The 24,305-nt window shown below is 75.4% G+C and carries 14 protein-coding genes and 1 tRNA gene; 6 read left to right on the plus strand and 9 right to left on the minus strand.

The window, feature by feature from the left end; all coding sequences use genetic code 11:
• Positions 1–72 precede the first annotated feature (72 nt).
• The 3 genes from AC3RKA_RS07260 to AC3RKA_RS07270 all read left to right on the plus strand — a co-directional run bounded on the left by AC3RKA_RS07260 (position 73) and on the right by AC3RKA_RS07270 (position 4,720).
• A complete protein-coding gene (locus AC3RKA_RS07260; protein WP_489727040.1) occupies positions 73–2,205 on the plus strand; it encodes a TPM domain-containing protein in 2,133 nt (710 codons plus the stop codon).
• A gap of 116 nt (positions 2,206–2,321) precedes the next feature.
• Positions 2,322–3,140 (plus strand): PspA/IM30 family protein, encoded by an 819-nt coding sequence (locus tag AC3RKA_RS07265; RefSeq protein WP_049161342.1) that lies wholly within the window; start codon positions 2,322–2,324, stop codon positions 3,138–3,140.
• 179 nt (positions 3,141–3,319) lie between these two features.
• Entirely contained in the window at positions 3,320–4,720 is a 1,401-nt protein-coding gene (locus AC3RKA_RS07270) for a sodium/glutamate symporter (RefSeq protein WP_336265106.1), read from the plus strand.
• A 124-nt stretch (positions 4,721–4,844) separates the two neighbouring features.
• On the opposite strand, the gene AC3RKA_RS07275 is transcribed toward AC3RKA_RS07270, so the two are convergent.
• The 3 genes from AC3RKA_RS07275 to AC3RKA_RS07285 form a co-directional block, all read right to left on the minus strand.
• Positions 4,845–4,918 (minus strand) — tRNA-Met (locus tag AC3RKA_RS07275).
• Between the two features lie 176 nt (positions 4,919–5,094).
• A complete protein-coding gene (locus tag AC3RKA_RS07280) occupies positions 5,095–8,244 on the minus strand; it encodes a UPF0182 family membrane protein (protein ID WP_489727041.1) in 3,150 nt (1,049 codons plus the stop codon).
• Positions 8,245–8,354: 110 nt separating this feature from the next.
• On the minus strand, positions 8,355–9,425 hold the full coding sequence (locus AC3RKA_RS07285; protein ID WP_223246438.1) for a YlbL family protein: 1,071 nt from the start codon (positions 9,423–9,425) through the stop codon (positions 8,355–8,357).
• 196 nt (positions 9,426–9,621) lie between these two features.
• Between AC3RKA_RS07285 and AC3RKA_RS07290 the strand changes: the two genes are divergently transcribed.
• Entirely contained in the window at positions 9,622–11,022 is a 1,401-nt protein-coding gene (locus tag AC3RKA_RS07290; protein ID WP_060774604.1) for a zinc-dependent metalloprotease, read from the plus strand.
• 64 nt (positions 11,023–11,086) lie between these two features.
• Here the strand turns inward: AC3RKA_RS07290 and AC3RKA_RS07295 are convergent, their stop codons facing one another.
• Complete coding sequence (locus AC3RKA_RS07295; protein ID WP_489727042.1) at positions 11,087–11,758, minus strand: M48 metallopeptidase family protein; 672 nt, start codon at positions 11,756–11,758, stop codon at positions 11,087–11,089.
• A 97-nt stretch (positions 11,759–11,855) separates the two neighbouring features.
• Between AC3RKA_RS07295 and AC3RKA_RS07300 the strand changes: the two genes are divergently transcribed.
• Positions 11,856–12,584, plus strand: coding sequence for a ThiF family adenylyltransferase (locus AC3RKA_RS07300; protein ID WP_489727043.1), 729 nt, complete (start codon positions 11,856–11,858; stop codon positions 12,582–12,584).
• A gap of 42 nt (positions 12,585–12,626) precedes the next feature.
• Here AC3RKA_RS07300 and AC3RKA_RS07305 read toward each other — a convergent pair whose 3' ends face one another.
• Both AC3RKA_RS07305 and nudC read right to left on the minus strand, forming a co-directional pair.
• A complete protein-coding gene (locus tag AC3RKA_RS07305) occupies positions 12,627–14,756 on the minus strand; it encodes an ATP-dependent DNA helicase UvrD2 (RefSeq protein ID WP_049158309.1) in 2,130 nt (709 codons plus the stop codon).
• A gap of 15 nt (positions 14,757–14,771) precedes the next feature.
• Positions 14,772–15,761 (minus strand): NAD(+) diphosphatase, encoded by a 990-nt coding sequence (gene nudC / locus AC3RKA_RS07310; protein ID WP_396831511.1) that lies wholly within the window; start codon positions 15,759–15,761, stop codon positions 14,772–14,774.
• A gap of 72 nt (positions 15,762–15,833) precedes the next feature.
• Between nudC and AC3RKA_RS07315 the strand changes: the two genes are divergently transcribed.
• A complete protein-coding gene (locus tag AC3RKA_RS07315; RefSeq protein ID WP_489727044.1) occupies positions 15,834–16,940 on the plus strand; it encodes a phosphotransferase in 1,107 nt (368 codons plus the stop codon).
• Here the strand turns inward: AC3RKA_RS07315 and AC3RKA_RS07320 are convergent.
• Genes AC3RKA_RS07320 through AC3RKA_RS07330 form a run of 3 tightly spaced genes read right to left on the minus strand, consistent with a single transcriptional unit; the run spans position 16,915 to position 24,280 of the window.
• Entirely contained in the window at positions 16,915–20,445 is a 3,531-nt protein-coding gene (locus tag AC3RKA_RS07320) for an ATP-dependent helicase (protein ID WP_489727045.1), read from the minus strand. The genes AC3RKA_RS07315 and AC3RKA_RS07320 overlap by 26 nt on opposite strands.
• Positions 20,433–23,873: an ATP-dependent helicase gene (locus AC3RKA_RS07325; protein ID WP_489727046.1), complete on the minus strand. Its 3,441-nt coding sequence runs from the start codon at positions 23,871–23,873 to the stop codon at positions 20,433–20,435. Before AC3RKA_RS07325 ends, AC3RKA_RS07320 begins: the two co-directional genes overlap by 13 nt.
• Positions 23,870–24,280: an MGMT family protein gene (locus AC3RKA_RS07330; RefSeq protein ID WP_002854936.1), complete on the minus strand. Its 411-nt coding sequence runs from the start codon at positions 24,278–24,280 to the stop codon at positions 23,870–23,872. The genes AC3RKA_RS07325 and AC3RKA_RS07330 overlap by 4 nt, the downstream gene beginning before the upstream one ends.
• Between the last annotated feature and the right edge of the window lie 25 nt (positions 24,281–24,305).

Consider the following 24,305-nt stretch of genomic DNA (forward strand, 5'->3'; position numbering starts at 1 on the left):
TACACTCAACCCCAGGATCCGGCGGGTCCGCCCGGTGCGGCGGCTCGCCTCAGCCGTCGAAGGAGACCCCGCATGACCGTGTCCGCCCGCCCCGCCGATGTCGGCCGTCTGGCGCGTGCCGTGACCGCCGCGGGCCTGGGAGGCGTGGGCCTCCTGGTGGCGGCGCCCGCCGCGCACGCCGTGGCGGTGCCGCCGGGCGTGTACGTGGTGGACGAGGCCGGCGTGCTCTCGACCTCGGATGAGCAGCGGCTGACCCAGGAGATCCAGGACCTGCGTCGGGACACCGGGCAGGGGCTGTACGTCGTCTACGTGGATGAGTTCAGCACGGACGCCCAGACGCTGGCCCAGGACGTGGCGCGCCAGCGCGGGCTCGGGACGAACGACTCGGTCCTGGCGATCGCGGTCGAGGAGCGTGCCTATGGGCTGGACAGCGGCGGGGACGCGGACCTGCAGAACCAGGTGACGCGGACCTACGTGGGTCCGGAGCTGTCCAAGATCGGCACGGACCCCGGCTCGGCCGACTGGCTCGCGGCGGGCACCGCCGCGGTGCAGGGGCTCGACGACGCCGCCGACGGCACGCTCGACGGCACGGGGGCCAGCGGGGCCGAGTACGACCCGGCCGGCGCCCTGCCGGCCGGCACCACGGGCGGCGGGAGCACGGCCCAGAGCGACTCCGACGGCGGTGGGGCCCTGACGGCGGTCCTCGGCGCGGGCGCGGTGGCCGCGGCCGTGGGCGGCGGCGTGCTCGTGGCCCGCAGTCGGAGGCGCACGCAGGGCGGCGGGGTCGAACGGGGCCGCACCGAGGAGGCCCGCCGCGATCCCCTCGACGAGCTCAGCGTGGAGCAGCTGCGCACCCAGGCCGGCTCGAAGCTCGTGGCCGCGGACGACGCCATCCGCTCCTCGGAGCAGGAGCTGGGCTTCGCCGAGGCGTCCTATGGGGAGAAGTCCGTGGCGACGTTCCGCGAGGACATCGACCAGGCCAAGGAGCACATGCGGGCCTCGTTCCAGCTCCAGCACCAGCTCGACGACGAGATCCCGGACACCGAGGCCGAGCAGCGTGCCTGGCTCAAGGAGATCATCCAGCGCAGCGAGGCCGTGGGTGCGTCCCTGGCGGCGCACAAGAAGGAGTTCGACTCCCTGCGCGACCTCGAGAACCAGGTGCCCGAGGCCGTCGAGCGCGTCGACGCCCGCCTGCCCGAGGCCCGGTCCCGGGTGCAGGACGCCGAGTCGGCGATCGCCGCGCTGCGCGGCCAGTACGCGGAGTCCGCTCTCGCCGAGGTCGCGGACAACGCGGCGCAGGCCCGAGAGCGGCTCGAGTTCGTGGAGACCGCCGTCGCGAAGTCGCGGAGCGCGTGGGACGCCCAGGACCGCTCCACGGCGGCGCTGGCCGTGCGTGCCGCCGAGGAGGCGCTCAGCCAGGTGGACACGCTCACGGAGGCGGTGGGCAAGGCCGAGGGATCCCTGCGGGCCATGTTGAGCAACCTGCAGACGGGCCTCGCCCAGTCCGAGCAGGACGTGGCCGAGGCCGAGGCGCTGGTGGCCAACGGGTCGCACCCCGAGCTGGCCGGCCCGGTGGCGGGGATGAAGACCGCCGTGAACGCGGTGCGCCAGGCCCTCGCGGCCGGCCGCCCGGACCCCCTGGAGCTGCTCCACCAGCTCGAGGCCGCGCACCGCCAGCTCAACACCCCGCTGGCCGGCGTCCGCGACGCTCGCGAGCAGGCCCGCCAGGCCTCCCAGGTGCTCACCTCCACGATCGCCCAGGCACAGGCGCAGATCGACGGCACGGCCGACTTCATCGGCGCCCGGCGCGGTGCGGTGGGCTCGGAGGCCCGGACCCGGCTCGCGGAGGCCGACCACACGCTGCGTTCGGCGATCAGCCTCGGCCGCACCGACCCCGTGGCCGCCCTCCAGCAGGCACAGCGCGCCTCCCAGCTGGCCGAGCGCGCGAGCGAGCTGGCCCGCGCGGACGTCGAGGGCTTCGGCTACGGCCCCGGCATGGGCGGCATGTACGGCGCACGCCCGCGCGCCGGAGTGGGCGGCAGCTTCGGCGGCGGCCTCGGCGGGGCACTGCTCGGCGGCATCCTGATGAACTCGATCCTGAACAGCGGCCACGGCGACAGCTGGGGCGGCGGCGGCTTCGGCGGGTTCGACGGCGGCGGCCTCGGCGGCGGCGACTTCGGCGACATCTCCGGCGGCGGCTTCTGACCGCCGCCCCATGAACTCCGGCGCCCCGGGCGCCGGCCCGGCCCGCACGCGCGGGACGGGGTGGACGCAGGCCGACGGTCTGCGCTGACGTGAAAGACCGACGAAAGGCAGACACCATGGTCAAGCAGTCCATCTTCGGCCGCATCAGCACGCTGGCGAAGGCCAACATCAACGCGATGCTGGACAAGGCCGAGGACCCCCAGAAGATGCTGGACCAGATGGTCCGCGACTACACGAACAACATCGCGGAGGCCGAGGCCGCCGTCGCCCAGACCATCGGCAACCTGCGGATGATCGAGGACGACTACCGCGAGGACCAGGACGCGTCCCGCAGCTGGGGCCAGAAGGCGCTGGCCGCCTCCCAGAAGGCCGACGACTTCCGCACCAAGGGCGACACCGCCTCGGCGGACAAGTTCGACAACCTCGCCAAGGTGGCCATCGAGCGCCAGATGGACTTCGAGCGCCAGGCGAAGTCCGCGGAGCCGACCATCGCCTCGCAGCGCGAGATCGTGGAGCGCCTGAAGACCGGTCTGGACCAGATGAAGGTCAAGCGACAGCAGCTGGTCGCCAAGCGCGACGAGCTGACCGCCCGCGCCAAGTCCGCCCACGCCCAGTCCGCGGTGGCCGACGCCGTGAAGTCGATCGACCTGCTGGACCCGACCTCCGAGGTCTCCCGCTTCGAGGAGAAGGTCCGTCGCGAGGAGGCCCGCGTGCGCGGCCAGCAGGAGATCGCCGCCTCCTCCCTCGACGCCCAGTTCGAGTCCCTCGAGGACCTCGGCGAGAAGACCGAGGTGGAGGCCCGTCTCGCCGCCCTCAAGGCCGGCGGCGCCGGCCAGGCCGCCCTGACCTCGGGCGACGGCGACGCCGATGAGACCCTCACCCTCGACTACGCGGCCGAGGGGACCGCCGAGGAGACCGGCACCGCCCGCGGCTGACCCCGCCCCGCCCCACGGCCCGTCGCCCGGCCCACGCCGGTGCGGCGGGCCGTCCTCATGTGCCCCGGCCCGGTGCTCCTCCCGGTTGCGCCCCGGCCCCCGCGCGCCTTTGGTAGTGTCCCGGGGTCCCTCGGCACGCTCCGTGGGGCTCCCCCGTCTCCGCACAGAGGAAGATCCCCATGCAAGAGCAGTTCACGGCCTGGTCCGTGCTGGTCGACGCCGGCCTCATCGGCGCGCTCCTGGCCGTGGGCACGCTGGCCCGTGCCGTCATCACGCCCCTCCAGACCCTCATGATCCCGGCCTCCGTCATCGCCGGCATCCTGGGCCTGGCCCTCGGCCCGAACGGCCTGGGCTGGCTGCCGTTCAGCTCCCAGCTGGGCACGTACGGCTCGATCCTGATCGTCATCGTGTTCGTGTGCATCGCGCTCACCGACGACTTCGACGTCCGCAAGATCGGCCGCCCCGTGGGTGCGTTCGCGTCCTACGGCGTGCTGATCTACGCCTCCCAGGTGGCTATCGGCGCCCTCGTCACGTTGGTCCTCCTGCAGCCGCTGTTCGACGCGCCCGACTCGTTCGCCGCCCTGCTGTTCGCCGGCTGGGCGGGCGGCTTCGGCTCCGCGGCCGCCGTGGGCCAGGCGTACGCGGCCAACGGCGATGCGACCGTCACCTCGCTGGCCTACACCTCGGCCACGGTCGGCATGATCGTCGGCGTGGTGGGCGGCATCATCCAGGCCAAGATCGGCGCGCAGCGCGGCCACGCGCAGGAGTTCGCGGGCCTGACCTCCATCCCGGAAGAGCTGCGCACCGGGGTGTTGAACCAGGTGGAGGAACGCCCGGTCATCGGCCGGCACACCTTCTCGGCGGCCTCGGTGGAGTCCCTGGCCTTCCAGATCGGCGTCGTCGCGATGATCGCGGCGGCCGCGCACGGCGTCGTCTCCTGGATCACGGCCGCGTGGCCGAGCGTCGTGGGTGAGGACGGACCCCAGCTGATCATCCCCGCGTTCGCGATCGCGTTCCTCCTCGGCCTGATCGCCCGCGTCCTGTTCCAGGCCACGAAGACGGCGAAGTTCCTCGACCCGGGCTCGCTGAACTCGGTGTCCGGCACCGCCACGGACATCCTCATCGTCTGCGGCATCGCCGCGATCGCCCCGACCGTGGTCGTGGACTACTGGCAGCCGCTGCTGCTCCTGTTCGTGATCGGCCTCGCGCTGGCCCTGTTCCTGGGGATCGTCGTGGCGCCGCGCGTCATGACCGACGCGTGGTTCGAGAAGCAGCTGTTCACGTGGGGCTGGGCCACCGGCGCCGTCGCCACGGGCGTGGCCATGCTGCGCATCGTGGACCCGAAGCTGAAGTCCGGGACCATGGAGCAGTTCGGGGTGGCGTACATCCCGGTGGTGCCCGTGGAGATCGCGGCGGTGTCCTTCGTGCCGCTGCTGCTCATCGCGGGCCTGTCCTGGGCCGTCGTCGGCATCTGGGGCGCCATCGCGGTCGCCGCGATCATCGCGGCCGTCTGGCTGCGCCGCACCGATCCGGGCCGCCGCACGCCGGCCCAGCAGGCGGTCCGGGCCTCGAGCCGCTGACGCTCCCCCCCGATCGTCCGAGGGCGGTCGGCTCGCCCGCCGGCACCGTGCCGGCGGGCCGGGGCGACCGGGCCCGGACATGCGAGAAGGCCCCCAGCAGATGCTGGGGGCCTTCTCCTTCTCGTTGCGGGGGCAGGATTTGAACCTGCGACCTCCGGGTTATGAGCCCGGCGAGCTACCGAACTGCTCCACCCCGCGGCGACTCCTAGAACTATACATACCTGTTCCGATGAGTTCAAATCGGCGTCAGCACCCCGCCATCCGGCGGCCATGCGGCGGCCACCTGCCCCGAGACGACAGCGGCCCCGACCACGCGCGGTGCGTGGCCGGGGCTGCCGTCGACGGTCCGGCGGGCCCGGCCCGCCGGCGCCGGCTCAGCCGCTCGGCGTCGGGCTGGGGCTCGACGACGGCGCGGGGCTCGCCTCGCCCTCGGCCGGGGCCTGGTCCTGGGCAGGCGCGTCACCGCCCAGGGCGTCGTCGGCGGCGGTGGCACGCTTCAGGGCCTCGTTGAGACGCTTCTGCTGCTCGCCGTAGCCGGCCCAGTCGCCCTCGGCCAGACGCTCCTGGCCCTGGACCAGGGCGTCCTGAGCCTCCTCGAGGGCCGCCGAGAGCTCCTCCTCGACCGTGCCCGGAGCCGTCGGCTTCTCGCCCGGTGAGGGCGCCTCCGCCTGGTTCTCCTCCGGGGTGACCGCGCCCGAGTCGCCGTCGAACACCTGGTCCAGGGCCTCCTGGAGGGTGTCCGCGAAGCCGACCTTGTCGCCGAAGGAGACGAGCACCTTGCGCAGCGTCGGGTAGGTGGTGCCGCCCGAGGAGCGGACGTACACCGGCTGGACGTAGAGGATGCCGCCGGCCACCGGCAGGGTGATCATGTTGCCGTTGAGCACCTCGGACGCGCCCTGGCGCAGCAGGTTCAGCTCCCGCGAGACGTCCGCGTTCGAGTCGAAGTTCGCCTGCGCCTGGCCAGGGCCGGGCACCGTGGTGGACCGCGGCAGCTCGAGCAGTCGGAGCTTCCCGTAGCCCTCGGCCTTCACGCCGTCCTCCCCCGAGCCGGCGTCGCCGGTGGCGGAGAGGAAGCCGTAGAGCACGTTGCGCTGCTGGGCACCGTCCGTGATCTGCGGGATGTAGCTGCTGGTGAGGGAGAACGCCGGCTCGTCCTGGCCGGGCATCTGCAGCGTCATGTAGTACGGCGGCTGCTTGACGTCCTCCTCGCGCGTGGGGTCCGAGGGCACGGACCACGCGTCGTTGTTCTCGTAGAAGTCGTCCGCATCGGTCACGTGGTAGCGGCCGAGCAGCTCGCGCTGGACCTTGAACATGTCCTCCGGGTAGCGGACGTGGTCCATGAGTCCGGCGCTCATCTCCGAGTACGGGCGCAGCGAGGACGGGTACACGTTCTGCCAGGCCCGCAGCAGCGGATCCTGGTCGTCCCACGCGTAGAGGGACACCGAGCCGTCGTACGCGTCCACCGTCGCCTTCACCGAGTTGCGGATGTAGTTCACCCGGCCCTGCAGCGCCGGGTTCTGGCCCTGGCTCAGGGAGTCCACCGTGACCTCGCCCAGCTGCTGGGCGGTGGAGTACGGGAACTGGTCCGAGGTCGTGTAGGCGTCCACGATCCACTGCACGCGGCCATCGACGATCGCCGGGTAGGGGGCGGTGTCCACCGTCAGGTAGGGCGCGACCTTGCGGACGCGCTCGGCCGGGTCGCGGTCGTAGAGGATCTGCGAGGCCTCGTTCACGTCCGAGGACAGCACCAGCTCGGGCGAGCCGAACTTCACCGCGTATGCGAGCCGGTTGAACAGGTTGCCCACCGAGGGGCCGCCGTCGCCGGAGAAGGTGTACGCCGTGTCCTCCTGGGAGTCGGCCGTCTGCGGCCGGTCGCGTTCGACGGCCGGCGCGCCCTCGGGCGCACCCACCACCGAGTACGAGGGCGAGTTGTGCCCGAAGTAGATGCGCGGCTCGTAGTCCTGGTCGGAGGCCAGCGGCCCGCGCGTCGGGATCTCGGAGAGCAGCCACTGGGGCCGGCCGCCGGCCGCGACCTCGGAGGCGTCGGCCACGACCATGCCGTAGCCGTGCGTGTAGATGGTGTGGCGGTTCACCCACGACTGGGAGTCGTCCACGTTGACGTCACGGGCCGCCAGGATGGTGTCCCGCGTCTGGCCGTCCACCTCGTAGCGGTCCACGTGCAGGGTGGTGGGGAACGAGTAGTACGGACGGAACTGCTGGAGCTGCCCGAAGGTCTGGGAGATCAGGTTCGGGTCCATGAGACGGACGTTGGCCGTGTTGGCCTCCTCGCCCGCCAGGGCCCCGGCCTCGGTGTCCGTGGCGCCCTCGTAGTTCGTCACCTCGACGTCGTCCAGGCCGTACGCCTCGCGCGTCATGGCGATGTTCCGCTCGATGTACTGGGATTCGAGCGTGCGCTCGGACGGCTTCACCTGGTACTCCTGCACGATGAAGGGGTACGCCGTGCCCACCACGAGCGCCGTGATGACCAGGACCGCGGTGCCGATCAGCGACAGCCGCCACCGGCCCGAGACCACCGTCCACACGAACAGGCCGGCCACGATCGCGGCGGTGACCGCCAGGATCGCCGACGTCGGGATGACCGCGTTCACGTCGGTGTAGAGCGCGCCGGCCCAGTTGCCGGTCTGCGACTGCGTGGTGCGGTAGCGGTTGAGCCAGAAGTTGACGCCCTGCAGCAGCAGGAACACGGCCAGGGTGATGCCGATGTGGGCGCGCGCCGCCGGGGTGATCCGCACGCCGCCGCCCTCCTCCACGCGCACCGCGCCGTACAGGTAGTGCACGAGCAGACCGGTGATGCCGGAGACCAGGACCACCGAGATCAGGTACCCGACCACGAGCGTCAGGAACGGCAGGGTGGCCATGAAGAACATGAGGTCCAGGCCGAACTCCGGGTCCGCCTGGCCGTAGGGCACCTGGTTCAGGAACAGCAGGACTGTGTTCCACCCGTTCATCGCGGTGGAGCCGGCGAACACGCCGAGCACGAGCGGGACACCCAGGAACACCAGGCGCCGGATGGGCTCCAGCTGGCGCTGGGCCTGGCTGAGCGAGTCCCGCGCGGCCGCGGACGCGTCCGCGGGGCGGTGGCGCCAGGCCGTGCGGATCGCCAGCCACACGGCGAGGGCCATCCCGAGCCCGGCGATCAGGAACAGCGCGGCCTTGGCGACGACCTCGGTCCAGAAGACCTCGGTGAAGCCCAGCTGCGCGAACCACAGCACGTCCGTGTAGACGTTCGTGAAAACCACGAACAGCCCCACGAGCACGGCCACCGCGATGATGGTCAGCACGAGCGCGCTCGGCCGGCCCGGCCGGCCCCTGCCGCGCGCGGCGGAGGACCCGCCCCCGCCGAACGGGCCGCCGGGGCCGCGGTCGCCGTCGTCGCCCGGGCCGCGCGGGGCGCCGCCGAAGGGGCCGAACGCCCCGAACGGGCCGGACTGGCCCCCGGCGGTCCCGCCGCCGTCACGGGGCGGGCCGCCGAACGGTCCGCCGCCTCCCTGTCCGAAGCTCACTGCTCTGTCCTCTTCCCTCCCGCGTCCGCGGGGCTCTGCTCCGGTCCGGGGCGCTGCGCCCCGGACATGTCGTCCGGTCTGGTGGTCTGGTGGTCCTGGTGTGCGTCGGCTCAGCCGCACGTCCGGGCGGCGGCCGGGCTCTCCCCCCGGGCCACCGCCTGGACGATGTCGCGGGCCTGGCCCAGCGTGTCCACGGGGTACACCGTCAGACCCTCGGGCACACGGCCGGCCAGCTCCTCGCAGTTCGCCGTGGGGGCGAGGAACGTCGTGGCCCCCGCCTCGGCGGCGCCGCGCACCTTCTGCGGGATCCCGCCGATGGGACCCACGACACCGTCCCCCGTGATCGTGCCCGTTCCGGCGATCGGGGCGCCCCCCGTCATCGCCCCCGGGGTCAGCCGCTCGATCACGGTGAGCGCGAACATCAGACCCGCCGAGGGCCCGCCGATGTCCGGCACGGTCAGCTCGACGTCCACCGGGACGTCGTAGACGGTCTCGATCAGGGCCCCCATCTGCCAGGGCTGGGGCGCGCCCTCGGTAGCGGCCGCCACGGGCACCGCGAGGTCCTGTTCGGCGCCGTCGCGGCGGACCGTCAGCGTGACCGGGTCGGGCCCCGCGGCCCCGACGGCGGCGCGCACGGCCTCCAGGTCGGCCACGGGCCGTCCCTCCGCGGCGATCACCTCGTCCCCGGCCCGCAGGACACCCTCGGCGGGCCCGCCGGACACGAGCTGCTGCACGACGAGCCGCTGGGGCACCTCCCGGCCGAGCTCGTGCAGGGCCGCGGCGGTCGCGGTCTGCTGGGAGTCCGACATGGCCGCCGAATTGGCCTCGCCGACCTCGTCGGAGGTGACGCCGGTGGGGTACATCAGTTCGCGCGGGACCACGTCCACGGCGGGGTCCGTCACGCCGCGGCCGAGGTCGAGCAGGGAGGTGGTGCCGATGGGCGGGCCCCCGACCATCACGGTGGTCATGTCCAGGGTCCCCTCACCCGGGTCCGCCTCGCCGCCCTCGACGCGCAGCACGGGTCGACCCTCGCGTTCGCCCAGCAGGTCCACGGCGGGGCCGGGGCCCTCGAGGATGTAGGGGGTGGGGGCCAGCAGGGCCAGCCCAGCGCTGCCCAGGGCGAGCCACCCGGAGAAGGGCACGCGGGCGGCGCGGATGGTCCTCGAGGGCACTGCGCGCACGCGACACCGTCTTTCCTGGGGGTCCTGATCGGGCCGTCCTCGCCGCCGGGCACGGGCCGCGCGGCGACGGTCACACCAGTCTACGTGGGGCCGAGACCCCCGCCTGCCCCGCGCGACGCCGTGCGCCATGGGCGAACCGCGCCGCCGCGAGGTCGGGAGGGCGGGCGTGCCGCGCCGACGCGGATACGCTGGAGACATGAGCAACGACGCGCGCACGCCCGGATCCGACGACGGCCGCGACCCCCTGGAGGAGATGCTGCGGCAGCTCTTCGGCGGCCAGGGCCCCGACCCGGACGAAGTCCGACGCGCCATGGAGGGCCTGGGCGGCCCCGGCGGGGTGCCCTTCGACCCGTCCCAGCTGAATCCGGCCATGATGCAGCAGGCCATGGCCCAGTTCCAGGCGATGATGAGCTCCGGCTCCGGCTCGGACGGCCCCGTGAACTGGACTCTGGCGAAGCAGGCCGCCCGGCAGGCCGTGGCCGGCGAGGACCCGGCCGTCGGCTCGTTCGCGCGACGCGAGGTGGACGAGGCGCTGCGGCTGGCCGAGCTGTGGCTCGACGGCGTCACGCAGACCGAGCCCGTCGGCAGCGTCGGCGTGGCCTGGTCCCGTGCCGAGTGGGTCGAGGCGACCATGGACCAGTGGCGCCGGCTCACCGAGCCCGTGGCCGTCTCGATGTCCCGCGCGATGTCCGCGGCCATCGAGCAGCAGCTGCCGGGCCAGCTCCCCGAGGGCATGGACGCCTCCCTGCTCGGCGGGCTGCAGCCCATGCTGAAGAACATGGGCGGCACGATGTTCGGCCTGCAGCTCGGCGGCGCCGTGGGCGCCCTGGGCAAGGAGGTGCTCTCGGGCACGGACATCGGCCTGCCCGTCGCCGGCCACCGCCTCGCCCTCGTCCCCGTGAACATCGAGGAGTTCGGCGACGGGCTCTCGGTGCCGGACGACCAGATCCGCATCTACCTGGCCCTGCGCGAGGCCGCACGCATGCGCCTGTTCCTGCACTCGCCGTGGCTCGAGCGGGACCTGTACGCCGCCGTCGAGCAGTATGCCGCGGGCATCCGCCTGGACATCGAGGGCATCGAGCGGGCCGCGCAGTCGGTGGACCCGATGGACCCCGGTTCCCTGCAGGCCGTGTTCGACGGCGCGTCCTTCATCGCCGCCCCGGACGCCACCCAGCAGGCCGCGCTGGACCAGCTGGAGCTGCTCGTCGCCCTCGTGGAGGGCTGGGTGGACGTGGTGGTCGCCGAGGCCGCGCGTCCGCTCGAGTCGGCGGCCGCCCTGCGCGAGACCATGAACCGCCGCCGCGCCTCGGGTGGCCCGGCCGAACAGGCCTTCGCCGCCCTCGTGGGCCTCGAGCTGCGCCCGCGCCGCCTGCGCGAGGCCGCCGCGTTCTGGGAGCACGTCACGGCCGAGCACGGCACGGAGTACCGCGAGGAGATCTGGCGCCACCCCGAGCGTCAGCCCACGGCGGAGGACCTCGAGGACCCCGCCGGGTACGCCGGGCGCCGCTCCGCCGCGGACGCCAGCACCGAGTCCCTCGACGACGAGCTGCGCAAGCTCCTCGAGGGCGGCTTCGGCGACGCGCCGCGCGAGGGCTGAGCCTCTTTCAGCACGACGGCGGCGGGCGGTCCGGCACCTCGGGTGCGGGCCGCCCGCCGCCGTGTCAGTCCGCGTCCTCGTCCTCCGCCCACCGGTCCGGCGCCGTGCGACCGCGGCCCTCGGCGAAGGTGACCCCCTCGAGGAAAGCCATCGCCTCGGCGTAGCGCGGGTACCGGTCCACGAGGCGCCGGAAGGCCGGGCCGTGACCGGACTCCAGCAGGTGGGCCAGCTCGTGGACGAGCACCGCCGCCACCACCCAGTCCGGCATGCCGCGCAGCTGCGTCGAGAGCCGGATGGTGCCGCGGGCCGGCGTGCACGAGCCCCAGCGGCGGCGCTGCCGGGCCGACCACGTGACCGAGACCGGACGGGCCCGCCCGCCCAGGTGCGCCGCCGAGAGACGTCCCGCCCAGGCCAGGAGCGCGTCGTCGGAGCGGGTGTCGGCGGGGCGGCCGTCCGGGTCGGCCGCGGGCTGCCCCGTCCCGCCGCGTGCGCCCACCTTCGCGACCATCCGGCCGATCCACTCGCGCTCCTGCGCGGCCGAGAGCCGGGCGGGGACGTTGACCTGCAGGCGGCCGTCGCGCCATGCCGCCGAGACGGTGCGGGTGCGGGCCGTGGAGCGCACGAGCCGCACGGGCGTGCCCTCCCAGTCCAGGTCGGTGCTCTCACGGGCGGGACCGCGGTGGGCGGCCGGGACGGCGCGCGGAGGGAGGCCGGGGGCGGACGGGGCAGGGCGCATCCGGCCATTGTCCGGCATGGGCCGCCGGCTGTGGACAATCCGGCGCGGTCCGGGCGTGCCCTGGCAGGGTGGGAGGCACCGAGCCGAGAGGAGAGCCGTGCGCACCGTCGCCGAGACCATCACCACCGTCCCTCATGACGCCGCCGCGTCAGCGCTGGAGCCGGGGGCGTGGGCCCCGCCGACCGACGTCCACGTGGCGGGCCTCGACGCGGTGGGCGCGGCGATCGCCCACGCACTGGCGGGGGCCGGGGCGCTGCGCCTGGCCCTGTGGGATCCGCGGCCCGTCGACGCCGCGGACCTGGGGACCGGCCTGCTGCCCGGGGACCTCGGTCGGCCCCGGGCGAGTGCGCTCGAGCGCCGGCTGGGCGATGTGGCCCCCGGGCTGCGCCTCTACGCGCACCACGGCCCGGTGCCGGTGCTCGTGGGGCAGGCGACGGTGGCGGTGGGGTCCGTGCTCGACGCGGACCTGGCCGCGCAGGCCCTGGCCGCCGACCACCCGCTGCTGCCGGTCACGGTGGGGCCGACGGCGGTCACGGTCGGACCGTGGTGCGCCCCCGGGGTGCGCGGGTGCCCGCTGTGCCGATGGCCCGCGGACCCGGCGGGCGTCCCCGGTGCCTCGACGGCGCCCGGCCCGTCGGCGCACCGGGGACAGGTGGACGGGCTCGCGGCGCTGCGGGCCGCCGTGCTGACCGTGGACGCGCTGCGGACCGGACCGGCCCCCGGCGTGCTGCGGGCCGATCGGGTGACGGGACGCACGCGCCGGGTGCGGGTTCGCCCCCGGCCCGGCTGCGCCTGCGACCCGGATGCGCTCGGCTGGGCGTTCTGAGGGGGTCGGCGCCGTCGGCGGAACGGGGCGCGGGTCCGCGGCTCAGGCCGTCGGGGTGCCGTGCAGCAGCTCGAGCAGCTCCGGTCCGTGCTTCTCCAGCTTGGCCTTGCCGAGGCCGGGCACCCTCAGGAGCTCTGCCGGGGTCTTCGGCATGGCCTCGGCGATGGCCACGAGGGTGGCGTCCGTGAACACCACGAACGCGGGCATCCGCATCTCGGCGGCCGTGCGGGTGCGCCAGTCGCGCAGCTCCTCGAGCACCGCCTCGTCGTAGGTGGCGGGGCAGTCCAGGCAACGGCCGACCTTGCGCTCGGCTCCCGTCTCGAGGGGCTTGCCGCACGTGCGGCACACGGCGACCTTCGCGCCCCGGCGCCGCGGCGCCGTCGGACCGGCCGCGGCACCACGGGCCGGGGCGTGCTCGCGTGTGCCGCCGAGGGTCGGGTCGATGGCCCACAGGAACCGGGAGGGCCGCCGGGTGGAGCGCCCGCCCGTGCCCCGCGAGAGCGTCCACGTCAGCGACAGGTGCTGGCGGGCACGCGTGATGCCCACGTAGAGCAGGCGCCGTTCCTCGTCCACCTCGGCCTGGGTCTCCGCGAAGGAGATCGGCATGAGCCCCTCGGACAGGCCCACGAGGAACACCGCGTCCCACTCGAGGCCCTTGGCCGAGTGCAGCGAGGCCAGGGTGATGCCCTGCACCGTCGGCGCGTGCTGGTGCTGGGCACGCTCGTCGAGCTCGGCCACGAGCTCGGTCAACGTGAACTCGGCCCCGCGCGTCGTGGCGAGCTGGTCGGCGAGGTTGACGAGTGCGTGCAGGGACTCCCACCGTTCACGGGCCGCGCCGGAGGCCGCCGGCGGTTCGGCGGAGTAGCCGAGCGAGGAGAGCACGTCCCGCACCCGGTCCGTGACGTCGTCGCCCGTCAGGTCCTGGGCGGCGCGGGCGGCGGCCCGCAGCTGCAGGATGCCGTCGCGCACCTCGCGCCGGGAGAAGAACCGCTCGCCGCCGCGCAGCTGGTAGCCGATGCCCGCCGAGGACAGCGCCGTCTCGAAGGCCTGGGACTGGCCGTTGGTGCGGAACAGGACGGCGATCTCGGAGGCCGGCACGCCGTCGTCGATCAGCGCCGCGATCCGGTCCGCGACCCAGCCGGCCTCGGCCTCGTCGTCGGTGCACTCCGCGAACACGAGGTCGGGACCGGCCGGCCGCTGGGAGACGAGCTCGAGGGGGTCGGGCCAACGCGGCATCGTCCGGTCCCGCTCCCCCGCCTTGGTGCGGTCCGCCAGCAGGCGGTTGGCCGCCTCCACGATCTGCGGGCTGGACCGGTAGTCACGCACGAGCCGGACCACCGTGGCCGCGGGGTACCGCTCACGGAAGTCGGTGAGGAAGCGGGAGGTCGCGCCCGTGAACGAGTAGATCGTCTGGGAGGCGTCGCCGACGACGCACAGGTCGCCGCGGTCGCCGAGCCAGAGGTCGAGCAGGCGGTGCTGCAGGGGCGAGACGTCCTGGTACTCGTCGACCACGAACACCCGGTACTGGTCCCGGATCGTGGCCGCGATCTGCGGCTCGGTGGACAGGATCCCCACGAGGATCAGCAGCACGTCCTCGAAGTCGATCATGTTCCGCGCCGTCTTGGCCTCCTCGTAGCCCGTGTAGAGACGGGCGACGGTGGTGGCGGTCCAGCCGGCGGGCATCTCCCGCTCCTTCGCGGCCTCCGCGTAGCCCTCGGGGGCGTGCAGGGAGACCTTGGCCCATTCGATCTCGCCGGCGAGGTCGCGCAGGCCGGCCCGGTCCACGGTCATCCGCATGCGCTGGGCGACCTCGGTGAGCAGGCGCACCTTGTTCTCGATCAGCGAGGGCATGGGGCCGCCCACGGCCTGGGGCCAGAAGTACTGCAGCTGGCGCAGGGCCGCCGAGTGGAAGGTGCGGGCCTGGACGCCGGCCACGCCGAGGTCGCGCAGACGGGTGCGCATCTCCGCGGCGGCGCGCGCCGTGAAGGTGAGGGCGAGGGTCCGGTGCGGGTCGAAGACGCCGGAGGCGACGCCGTAGGCGATGCGGTGCGTGATGGCGCGGGTCTTGCCGGTGCCGGCACCGGCCAGGATGCAGACGGGCCCGTGCAGGGCCGTGGCAGCCCGGCGCTGCTCCGGGTCGAGGCCGCGGAGGATCTCGTCGGGAGTGCTCATGCGGGACGAGTCCTCCTAGGTGATCAGGGTCTGCGCATCGGGCAGCGTCCCACCGTACCAATCCTCGATGAGTGCCCGCGCGATGGACACGGCCCCGGGCAGGGTGACGTCGCCCTCGCGGGCCAGATGCGCGAGCTCCTCCCGCTCGAACCAGCGCACGGAGAGGATCTCCTCGCCGTCCGGGACCGGCTCGGCGCCGGCCGGGGCCAGCGCGGTGAAACCGAGCATGAGCGAGCGTGGGAAGGGCCACGGCTGGGAGCCGCGGTAGCGCGGCTGCGTCACCGTGACCCCGGACTCCTCCGCGATCTCCCGGACCACCGCGTGCTCCAGGGACTCCCCCGGCTCCACGAACCCGGCCAGGCAGGAGTACAGCCCCTCGGGCCACGCCGCGTTGCGGCCCAGCAGGATCCGCCCGGCCGGGTCGGTGACGGCCACGATCACCGCCGGGTCCGTGCGCGGGAACTGCTCCCGGGAGCAGTCGCGGCAGCGGCGCACCCAGCCGGCCGCCTCGACGTCCGTGGCGCCGCCGCAGAACGCGCAGAAGCGGTGGGTGGCGTGCCAGTTGGCGTTCGCGACGGCGGCCACGAACAGCCCGGTGTCCGCGTCGCTGAGGGCGGCGGCCGCGTCGCGGAGGCCGACCCACACGGCGTCCGCGAGCGCGGTGGCCGCGTCCTCGGGCAGGGCCGCCGGCGGCTCGACGGGGACGGAGACCACCTCGCGCTCCCGCCCGTGCGGGCCCCGGTCCGCCGCGGTGCCGCGACCCAGATACGCCGCCTCGGCCGGCACGGGCCCGGAGGGTGCGGTGAAGACGAGCCGCCCGTCCGCGACCGGCGCGCGGCCGCCCTGCAGCCACAGGACCTCCGTCCCCTCGTGCGCCCAGGCCGCCGCCAGGTGGCCCGGGTCGAGGCGGGCCACGGCACCGCGGTCCAGCTCCTCGCGGGCCAGCGGCAGGGCCAGGGGTGGTGCGGCGGTGGGGTCGGACGACGACGGGGGGCAGGAAGCCATGCGTCCAGGCTAGCGACCCGTCTCCGGTGCGCCCGGCGACGGGGGCGGGCGTTCCGCGCCTAGGCTGGAGGGGTGGATCGTCAGCCCCTTCGTCTCGCAGCCCTGGCCGCCGCGGCCGTCCCCGGCCTCGCCCCCGTCTCCGTGGAGGCGAGCCCGGACGACCCCGCCGACTTCTCGACCGCCGTCGTCGTGGACGGTGAGGGCCAGCGGTGGCGTGTCCGCTCGCCCCGCACCCCGGAGGCGGGCATCCGTCTGGAGACGGAGCTGCAGGTGCTGGCGGGCCTGACCCCGGCGGTGCGCGCCGGCCTGCCGTTCCGCACGCCCTCCGTGGCGGGCGCGGTGCGGCTCGAGGGGCTGCGCACCTTCGTCTACCAGGACATGCCCGGGCGTCCCGTCACCCTGGACGGGCTGGCCCGGCTCGGCGAGCCCGCGGTGCAGGACGTGGGCCGCGTGCTGGCCGCGATCCACACGCTGCCCTCGGACGTCGTGGACCACGCGGACCTGCCCTCCTACACGGCGGAGCAGATCCGGCAGCGTCACCTCCACGCCCTCGACCAGGCGGCCACCTCCGGCCGCGTGCCGCCCCTGCTGCTGCGCCGCTGGGAGGAGGCCATGGAGGAGGAGGCCCTGTGGCGGTTCACCCCGGTGCCGGTGCACGGTGACCTGCACGAGGACAACCTGCTCCTCGAGCGCGGCCGCGTGGTGGGCGTGACGGGCTGGACGGACCTGCATGTGGGCGACCCGGCCGACGACGTCGCCTGGCTGGCCGCCGCCACGGACCCGGACCTGGCCGACCGCGTCCTCGACGCCTACGCGGCCCGGCGGGCCGACGCGGGGGCCGCCGACGACGGCGACGCGCACCTGATGCGCCGTGCGGCGCTGCTCGCCGAGTTCGCCCTCGCCCAGTGGCTCACGCGGGGCCTGGACCGGCACGACGAGGCAATGGTCGCCGAGGCGGAGGCCATGCTGGCCGAGCTCGCGAGCGACGTGCGCGCCGCGCAGGAGGCGGCCGCGCGCCAGGCGGAGGCCGACGCGGCCGCCGACGCCGCCGAGGACGCCCGGGATGCGGCGGAGGACGCCCGTGAGGCCGCGGCCGCGAGGACCGCGGACCCGGAGACGGGGCCGGTGCCCGCCGTCGAGGTGGTGCGGCCGATCAACGGCGGGCCAGGGCGTCCGTGATGTGACGCTCGAGCTCCTCCTCCCCCGGCAGGTCCGGGAAGGAGCGCTCCTGCCCGTGGGCCACGTACACGAAGCTGGCCCCGATCCGTTCCAGCGGGATCCCGTGCAGCCGTGACCAGGCGAGCCGGTAGACGGCCAGCTGCAGCGACTTGAGCTCGAGGTCGCGGCCCCGCGGCACGGCGCCGGTCTTCCAGTCGACGAGCTCCCAGTCGGCCTCGGGGTCGAAGGGCAGGCGGGGGTCGCCGCCGGAGCGGTAGATCGCGTCGACCCGGCCGCGCAGCGTGATCCCGCCGACCGTCGTCTCGACCGGGGCCTCGACGAAGGCCGGGGTGCGCTCCGCCCAGCGCGAGGAGCGGAACCACTCCTGCATGGGGCCGAGGTCGAGGGCCTCGTCGACCCACAGGTCCGCGGCGTCCTCGGCCGAGTCGATGTCCAGCATGCCGGTGGCCCCGAAGCGCTCCTCGAGCCACGCGTGGAACGCCGTGCCGCGCCGCGCCGCGTGCGCGGGCGGCCGGGGCAGGGGCCGGCGCAGCTGCTCGGCCACGGCCTGCGGGTCGGCGGCGAGCTCGCCGTAGAGGGACACGGAGACGTGCTCGGGCAGGGCGGTCTCCCCGCCCGTCCCGGCGACGTCCCGACGGCGCAGCAGCACCCAGTCCACCTGGCGGGCCAGCTCCGGGTCGTCCCCGAGCGCCGCCGGGTCCGCGGCGTGCACGGCCGCGGCGGCCGCCTCCACCCCGTGCCGGCGGGCCCGGGAGCGGCGCGGCAGCGGCTGCCAGCGTTCCTCGTCCTCGGGATCCTCCGGGTCGGCGACGAAGGCCTCCGGGCCGTCGAGGGGGTCGAAGGGCCAGCGGGCGACCAGCGTCCGGCCCGCGACCGGGTTGGCCTCGGGCAGGTCGTCCTCGGCCGGGACGGGGCCGAGCGCGACGCCGGGCACCTCCCCCGCCAGACCGGCCACCTCCTCGAGGAAGGCCGAGGCCGGCAGGGGCTCCTTGTTGACGCCCTTGAACAGGGAGGTGCTCAGCCACAGGGCGGATCGCGCGCGCGTGTACGCGACGTAGGCCAGGCGCCGCTCCTCGCGCTCGGCGTGGGCGGCCACGGCCACGGCATAGGGGTCCGGGTTGCCCTCCTGGGCGGCCTTGGAGCTGTATCCGGTGCCGGCCGACTGGACCCAGTCCCGCTGGTCCTGTGCCCACGAGCCGTCCCACTGCGGCAGCGACGCGCGGTCCCCGCGCAGGGGCCATGGCAGCGCGCCGGCCCGGGGGCTGGTCCAGCGGTCCGCCCGCGTGGACGGGAACGTGCCCTCCTGCAGGCCGGGGACCGCGACGACGTCCCACTCGAGCCCCTTCGAGGCGTGCGCGGTGAGCACCTGGACCAGGCCGGGGGTGGGTTCGGCGTTCTCGACGCCGAGGCCGTCCTCGTGCTCGAGGACGGACTCCGTCCAGGCCAGGAACGCCGTCAGGTCCGTCGCCGTGGTGCCGGCGCCGAAGTCGCGGGCCGCGTCCTGGAACGCGTTCAGGTGCCGCCGGGCCGCTGCCGCGGAGACGCCGGGCCGCAGGGCCACCTCGACGTCCAGCCCCGTCTCCCGGATCACCTCCGCGATGAGGTCGGCCGGGTCCTCCCCGGTGCGCGTGGAGAGCCGGCGCAGCTCGGCGTTGACGGCCCTCAGTCGGGCCAGGCCCTCGGGTGAGAAGCCGCGGCCGCGGGAGCCGACCCAGTCCGTCCCCTCCCCGGGCAGGGAGTCGAGGGCCTCCAGCAGGGCGGCGGCGTCGGCGTCCTCCTCGGGGCTCACGTCCCGGACCGGGGCCACGTCCGGGGCGTCCCCGGCGGTGTCCTCCCGCCCACCGGCGGCCCGTCGGGCCCGCAGCCGCGAGACGAACCGGGCGCGCTCCTGGAGCACCTCGAGGTCGGCCACACCGATGCGCCAGCGCGGGCCGGTGAGCAGGCGGATGAGCTGGTCGCTGCGCGTGGGGTCGGCCAGCACGTGGAGGACGGCGAGCACCTCGGCGACCTCCGGCAGCGCCAGCAGCCCGGAGAGCCCGAGCACCTCGTAGGGCAGGCCGGCGGCGTCGAGCGCGTCCAGCACGGGGCCGAACTGGGCGCGGGTGCGGCACAGGACGGCGCGGCTCGGGGTGGTCCCCCCGGGCCCGGACCCGGTGAGGGCGCCGAGGCGGGCGACGACGTCGGCGGCCTCCTCCTCCGCGGTGACGAACCGGTCCACCCGGACGACGCCCTCCCCCGCGCCCGGCCGGGGCCGCAGGGTGCGCACCTCCACCGGCGCGCCGCCCGTCGCGGCGGCGTGGGCGTTCAGCGGTGCGGCGACGGCGTTGGCGACCGCCAGGATCGACTCCTCGTTGCGCCACGCGATCGTCAGGTGCGAGACGTCCGCGTTCACACGCCGCGGGGCGCCGCCGGGGCCGGTCTCCAGCCGGGGGAAGGCGTGCGGGAAGGCGAAGAGCTGTCCGGCGGAGGCGCCGCGGAAGCCGTAGATCGACTGGTGGGGGTCACCCACCGCGGTGACGCAGTGCCCCAGCCCGGGCGCGTCGTCCTCGGGGCCGCGCGGGCCGAACAGCCCGGCGAAGATCCGCATCTGGGCGTGGGAGGTGTCCTGGAACTCGTCCAGCAGCACCACGGGGAACCGCGCGCGCTCCTGCTCGCCGGCCGCCGGCACCTCGACGGCGATGCGTGCCGCGTGGCGCAGCAGGTCACCGAAGTCCATCACGTCCTGCTCGCGCTTGACCTCGTCGTAGCGGGCCACGAGGTCCGCCATGAGGGCGCGGTCCGCCAGGCCGGTCAGGAACTCCTGGATCTCCTTCGAGGGGGTCTTGGCGCGCGGGGGCAGCGGCAGGGCGCTCCCCTGCTCGGCCAGCCGGGCGAGGAACTCGCGCACCTCGTCCGCGGTCACCAGGTGCTCGGCCATGTCCCCGGCCAGCCGCAACGCCTGCGTGATGAGCCGGGACGGGGCCACGCCGAGGGTGTCCGCGACCACCGGATGCGAACGCACGACGGCGCCCATGAGCCGGTGGGCGTCCGCGCCTCCGAGCAGCCGCGCCTCCGGTTCCACGCCGATCCGCAGGCCGTGGTCCCTGACGAGCGCGCCGGCGTAGGAGTGGTACGTGGACACCGAGGCGCGGCCCAGGTCCTCGGGCTCCCCGTCGAAGCCGGGGATCTCGAGGCCGGAGCGCAGCAGGGCGTCCACGCGCCCGTTGATCCGGTCGGCGAGCTCACCGGCCGCCTTCCGGGTGAACGTGACGCCGAGGACCTCGTCCGGGCGCACGAGCCCGTTGGCCACGAGCCAGACCACGCGGTCGGCCATGGTGGCGGTCTTGCCGGAGCCGGCGCCGGCCAGCACCAGGCGCGGAGTGAGCGGGGCGGTGACCACCTCGGCCTGCTCCTCGGTGGGCGGGGGCAGCCGCAGCCGCGCCGCGATGTCCTCCGGGGAGTGGACCGCGTCCTCGACGCGCGGACGATCGGTCGGGGCGGCGGGATCGCCGGTCAGCGGGGCCATTCGGTGACCTGCCTTCCTTCGGAGCAGAGCGGACAGACGGAGGGCAGCGCGCACCGGCGGGCGCCGGCCTCGTGGAGGGCGAGGAAGCGCGGCCCCGTGGTGCGGCGGGCCGCCGTGAACACCTGCTCGAGCGCCCAGGTGTCCTCGTCCTCGAGGGCCGGCTGGTCCTGCACCTTGGTCTTCTGGGTGCCGGCGCCGAGCTGGACGAGGGCCGCGCCGGCCGGTGTCGTGGGGTGCTCCAGGCCGGCGAGGGCGGCGCGCAGGGCGGGGTCGGTGGCGGGGTCGTCCCGGACCTGCTCCAGACCGCCGGCGCGGACGGCCACCTGGTAGGCGGCCAGCTGGGGCTGGCGCGCCATCTCCGCGCCGGTGGGGGCGCTGCGGCCGGTCTTGAGGTCGGCGATGAAGGGTCGGCCCTGCGCATCCGCCTCGAGCCGGTCCACGACGCCGGTGATCCGGACGGTGGTCCCGCCCCAGGTCAGGTCCGCGAGGAGCCGCACCTCCTGGGCCACGGGCCGACGCCCGGCCGCCCGGGCGATGCTCCAGTAGCCGATGTAGGCGTCCACCAGGCCGCGGGCCCGGTCGTGCTCGATCTCCGTGATCCAGCCCTCCGGCAGGCCGAGTTCGGGCAGGCGGCGTTCCAGTTCGGCGCGCACGTCCTCGGGCACGCCCTCGGGGTGGTGTTCGGCCACCGAGTGCACGAGCGTGCCCACGGACTGGGCGAGGGTTCCGCCCGCGTTCGCGCCGACGTGGTACAGCACCCAGTTCAGCGGATTGCGCAGGGCCGTCTCCACGCGGGAGGGCGAGAGCGCGACGACCTCGCGCTCCGGGTCGACGAGCGCGGCCTCGGTGGACAGCGGCAGCAGGCCCCACCAGCGTCGGGGGTCCGCGACGGTCACGCCGTCCTCGGCGAGGACCGCCAGGCCGGCGGCCGCCGCGGCCCGGGATGTCGCCCCGTCGGCCGCGTCCGCCTCGTCCCCGGCCTCCAGGACGCGGCGCAGCCGGCCGACGAGCGCGGACGCCGTGATCGGGTCGGGGACCGCGGTGAGCCGCCGGACGCCGGCGGCGTCGCGCGCCTCGGCGGGCAGCCGTTCGGGCGGGTCCACCAGGTCGAGGAAGTCGGAGGGGCCCTCATCCGGCGAGCGGACGGCCGTGACGACCACCTGACGCCGTGCCCGGGAGACCGCGGCCGCGAGCATGCGCAGCTCGTCCTGACGCACCTCGCGCAGCCGGGTGCGGTGATCCGTGGGCCACGGGGCGTCCGCGGGCAGGGTCACGAGGTCCACGAGGTCGGTGGCGCCGAGCAGCTGGCCGCGCAGCCGGGTGTTCGGCCACACGCCCTCCTGCAGGCCCACGACGATCACCGTGTCCCACTCCTGGCCGGCCGCCGCGGCGGGGGTGCGCACGTGCACGGCGTCACCGGACTCGGCACGGCGGGCCAGGGTGTCCACGGGCAGGTCCTGGGACTCCATGTAGACGGCGAACGACTCGGGCGACGCGCCCGGGAACTGGTCCACGAAGCGCTCGGCCACCTTGAACAGGGCGACGACGGCGTCGAGGTCCGCGTCCGCCCGGCGGGACTCGCGGCGGTCGTTCGCGTGCTCGGCGGGCCGCAGCGCGAGCGAACGCCACCGCTCGGCCCGACCGGAGGCGGACCACAGCGCCCACAGCACGGTCTCGGGCGAGGCCGAGGGGGCGCGGGCGGCCTCCAGGCCGTCCCGGAGCATCCAGTGGACCCGGCGCAGGGCGCGGTGCCGCTCGTGCTCGGGGCCGGCCAGGCTCGGGTCCAGCAGGGCCGCGGCGAGCAGCGCGTCCGAGGTGCGCCGGCCGCCCCGGCCCCGCTCGGCGGCCAGCAGGTCCTGGCGCAGCCGCCGCACGTGCAGCGCGCTGGCCATCCCGTACCGGCCGGTGAGCAGTCCCACGACCTCGTCCGGATCGAGCACGTCCTCGACCCCGGCCTCCGGATCCTCCGCGAGCGCCCCCGCCGCGTCCAGCAGGGTGAGCAGGGGCGCGACGGCGGGCTCCTCCTTCAGCACGAGCCCGGCGGCGTCCCGCAGCACGGGGACGCCCTCGGCCTCCAGGTGACGGGCGAGCGCGGCCACCCGGGAGCCCGAGCGGGCGACCACGAGGATCCGGTCCAGGGGCACCCCGTCCTCGTGGTGGACCCGCAGCACCCGTTCGAGGACGAGCTGGTCCTCGTGGGCGCGGGTGGGCACGACGTGCGCCCGGACGGCGCCGTCGCCGTCCGCCGGGACGGTCTCGGTGCGGGTCCGTTCGACGCCGGCGGTGCGCTGGCGGACCCGGCGGGCCACGCGCAGGTAGGCGTCCTGGACCTCGGCGCGCATGCGGTGCCCGCGCGTCAGCACCCGGACGCGTCCGTCCGGGGACGCGAGCGGGGCGGCCCCCGGCACGGGATCGGGGTCGAGGACCCCGGGGTACCGGGCGAGGAGGTCGGGCCGGGCGCCGCGGAAGCCCTCCACGGTGGTGTCCGGCGACGCGGTGAGCAGCACGTCCCGCCCGCGGCCGAGCACGCTGAGCAGGTCGTGCACGGCGGGGGTGGCCTCGTGGAGGTCCTCGACCACGAGCACGGCCAGGCGGTCCCGCTCCTCCGCCACGAACGCCTGCGCCGCGGCGTCGCGCTCCGGGTCCTCCGGATGCCGCTCGGTGAGCACGCGGACGGCGGCGGACAGCAGCCCGGCGGCGTCGAACGCCTCGGCCATGCCCAGGTCGATCCGGTCCCGGTAGTCCTGCAGCAGCACGGCCGCGGCCTCCCACTCGGGGCGCCCGTGGGCGGTGCCGAGCTCCTGCAGGCGGCCCGGCTCGAGGCCGAGCTCGCTCATGCGGTCCACGAGCTCGCGGACCTCACGGCGGAATCCCCTCGCCTCCACGGCGGGGGCGACGTCGGCCGGCCAGTCCGGCGCGGCGGCGAGGCCGGCGGCGTAGCCCTCGAGCAGCTCGGCGATGACCGTGTCCTGCTCGGCGCCGGTGAGCAGCCGGGGGGCGACCTCCAGATGCCTCAGCGGTCCCGTGACGCGGGCGCGGCGCAGCAGGTCGAACGCGTAGGAGGACCAGGTCCGCACGGGGGTGACGGCGCGGGTGCCCCGCCCGGCGGCGGCGAGCCGGCGGGTCAGGGCGTCGCGCAGCCGCGCCGCCGCGTCCCGGCTCGGGGCCAGCAGCAGGAGGGACTCGGGGTCCAGCCCCGCCTCGATCCGGCGGGCCGCGTACTCGACCGCCACGGTGGTGCGCCCCGTGCCGGGGGCGCCCAGCACGAGCACGGCGCCGTGCCCGGGGGCGAGCGAGGCGATCGCCTCCTGCTCGTCCGTCAGCGTGATCCGGTCCTCGGGTGCGGCGGCCGTGCGCACCAGCCGAGCGGCCCGTTCCGGCGCCGCCGCGTCGTCGTCGACGGGGTCCACCCCGTGTTCCCTGGTCATGGCCTCATCCTCGCACCGGGCCCGGACACGATACGGTCGGCGATCGCACGGATCGCCCGCGCGGCGCCGTCGTCGGGCTCCCAGCGGGCCCGGTGCAGGTCCACGCGCCCGGCCGGGGTGCGGGGCGTGGCCTCCCGCTCGTGCTCGACGGCGGCCCGCGCGGCCAGCTCCAGGGGCAGCGAGCCGTCGGCCCGGACCACGCGCCACCACGGCGTGCCGGGGCTCGACTCGGCCATCGCCCGGCCGGCCTGCCGCGGACCGCCGACCCCCAGCAGGCCGGCCAGCCCCCCGTAGCTGACGGCGCGTCCGGGCGGGACCAGACGGGCGAGCGCCTCGAGCCCCTCGCCGAGGGTGAGCGGTCCGTCGTCGCGGTGGCGAGCGGCGGGGAGCACAGGGTGATCGGTCACGACCCCATCCTGTCGTGTCCGCCGC

This window comes from Micrococcus sp. iso_229 (assembly GCF_058072725.1).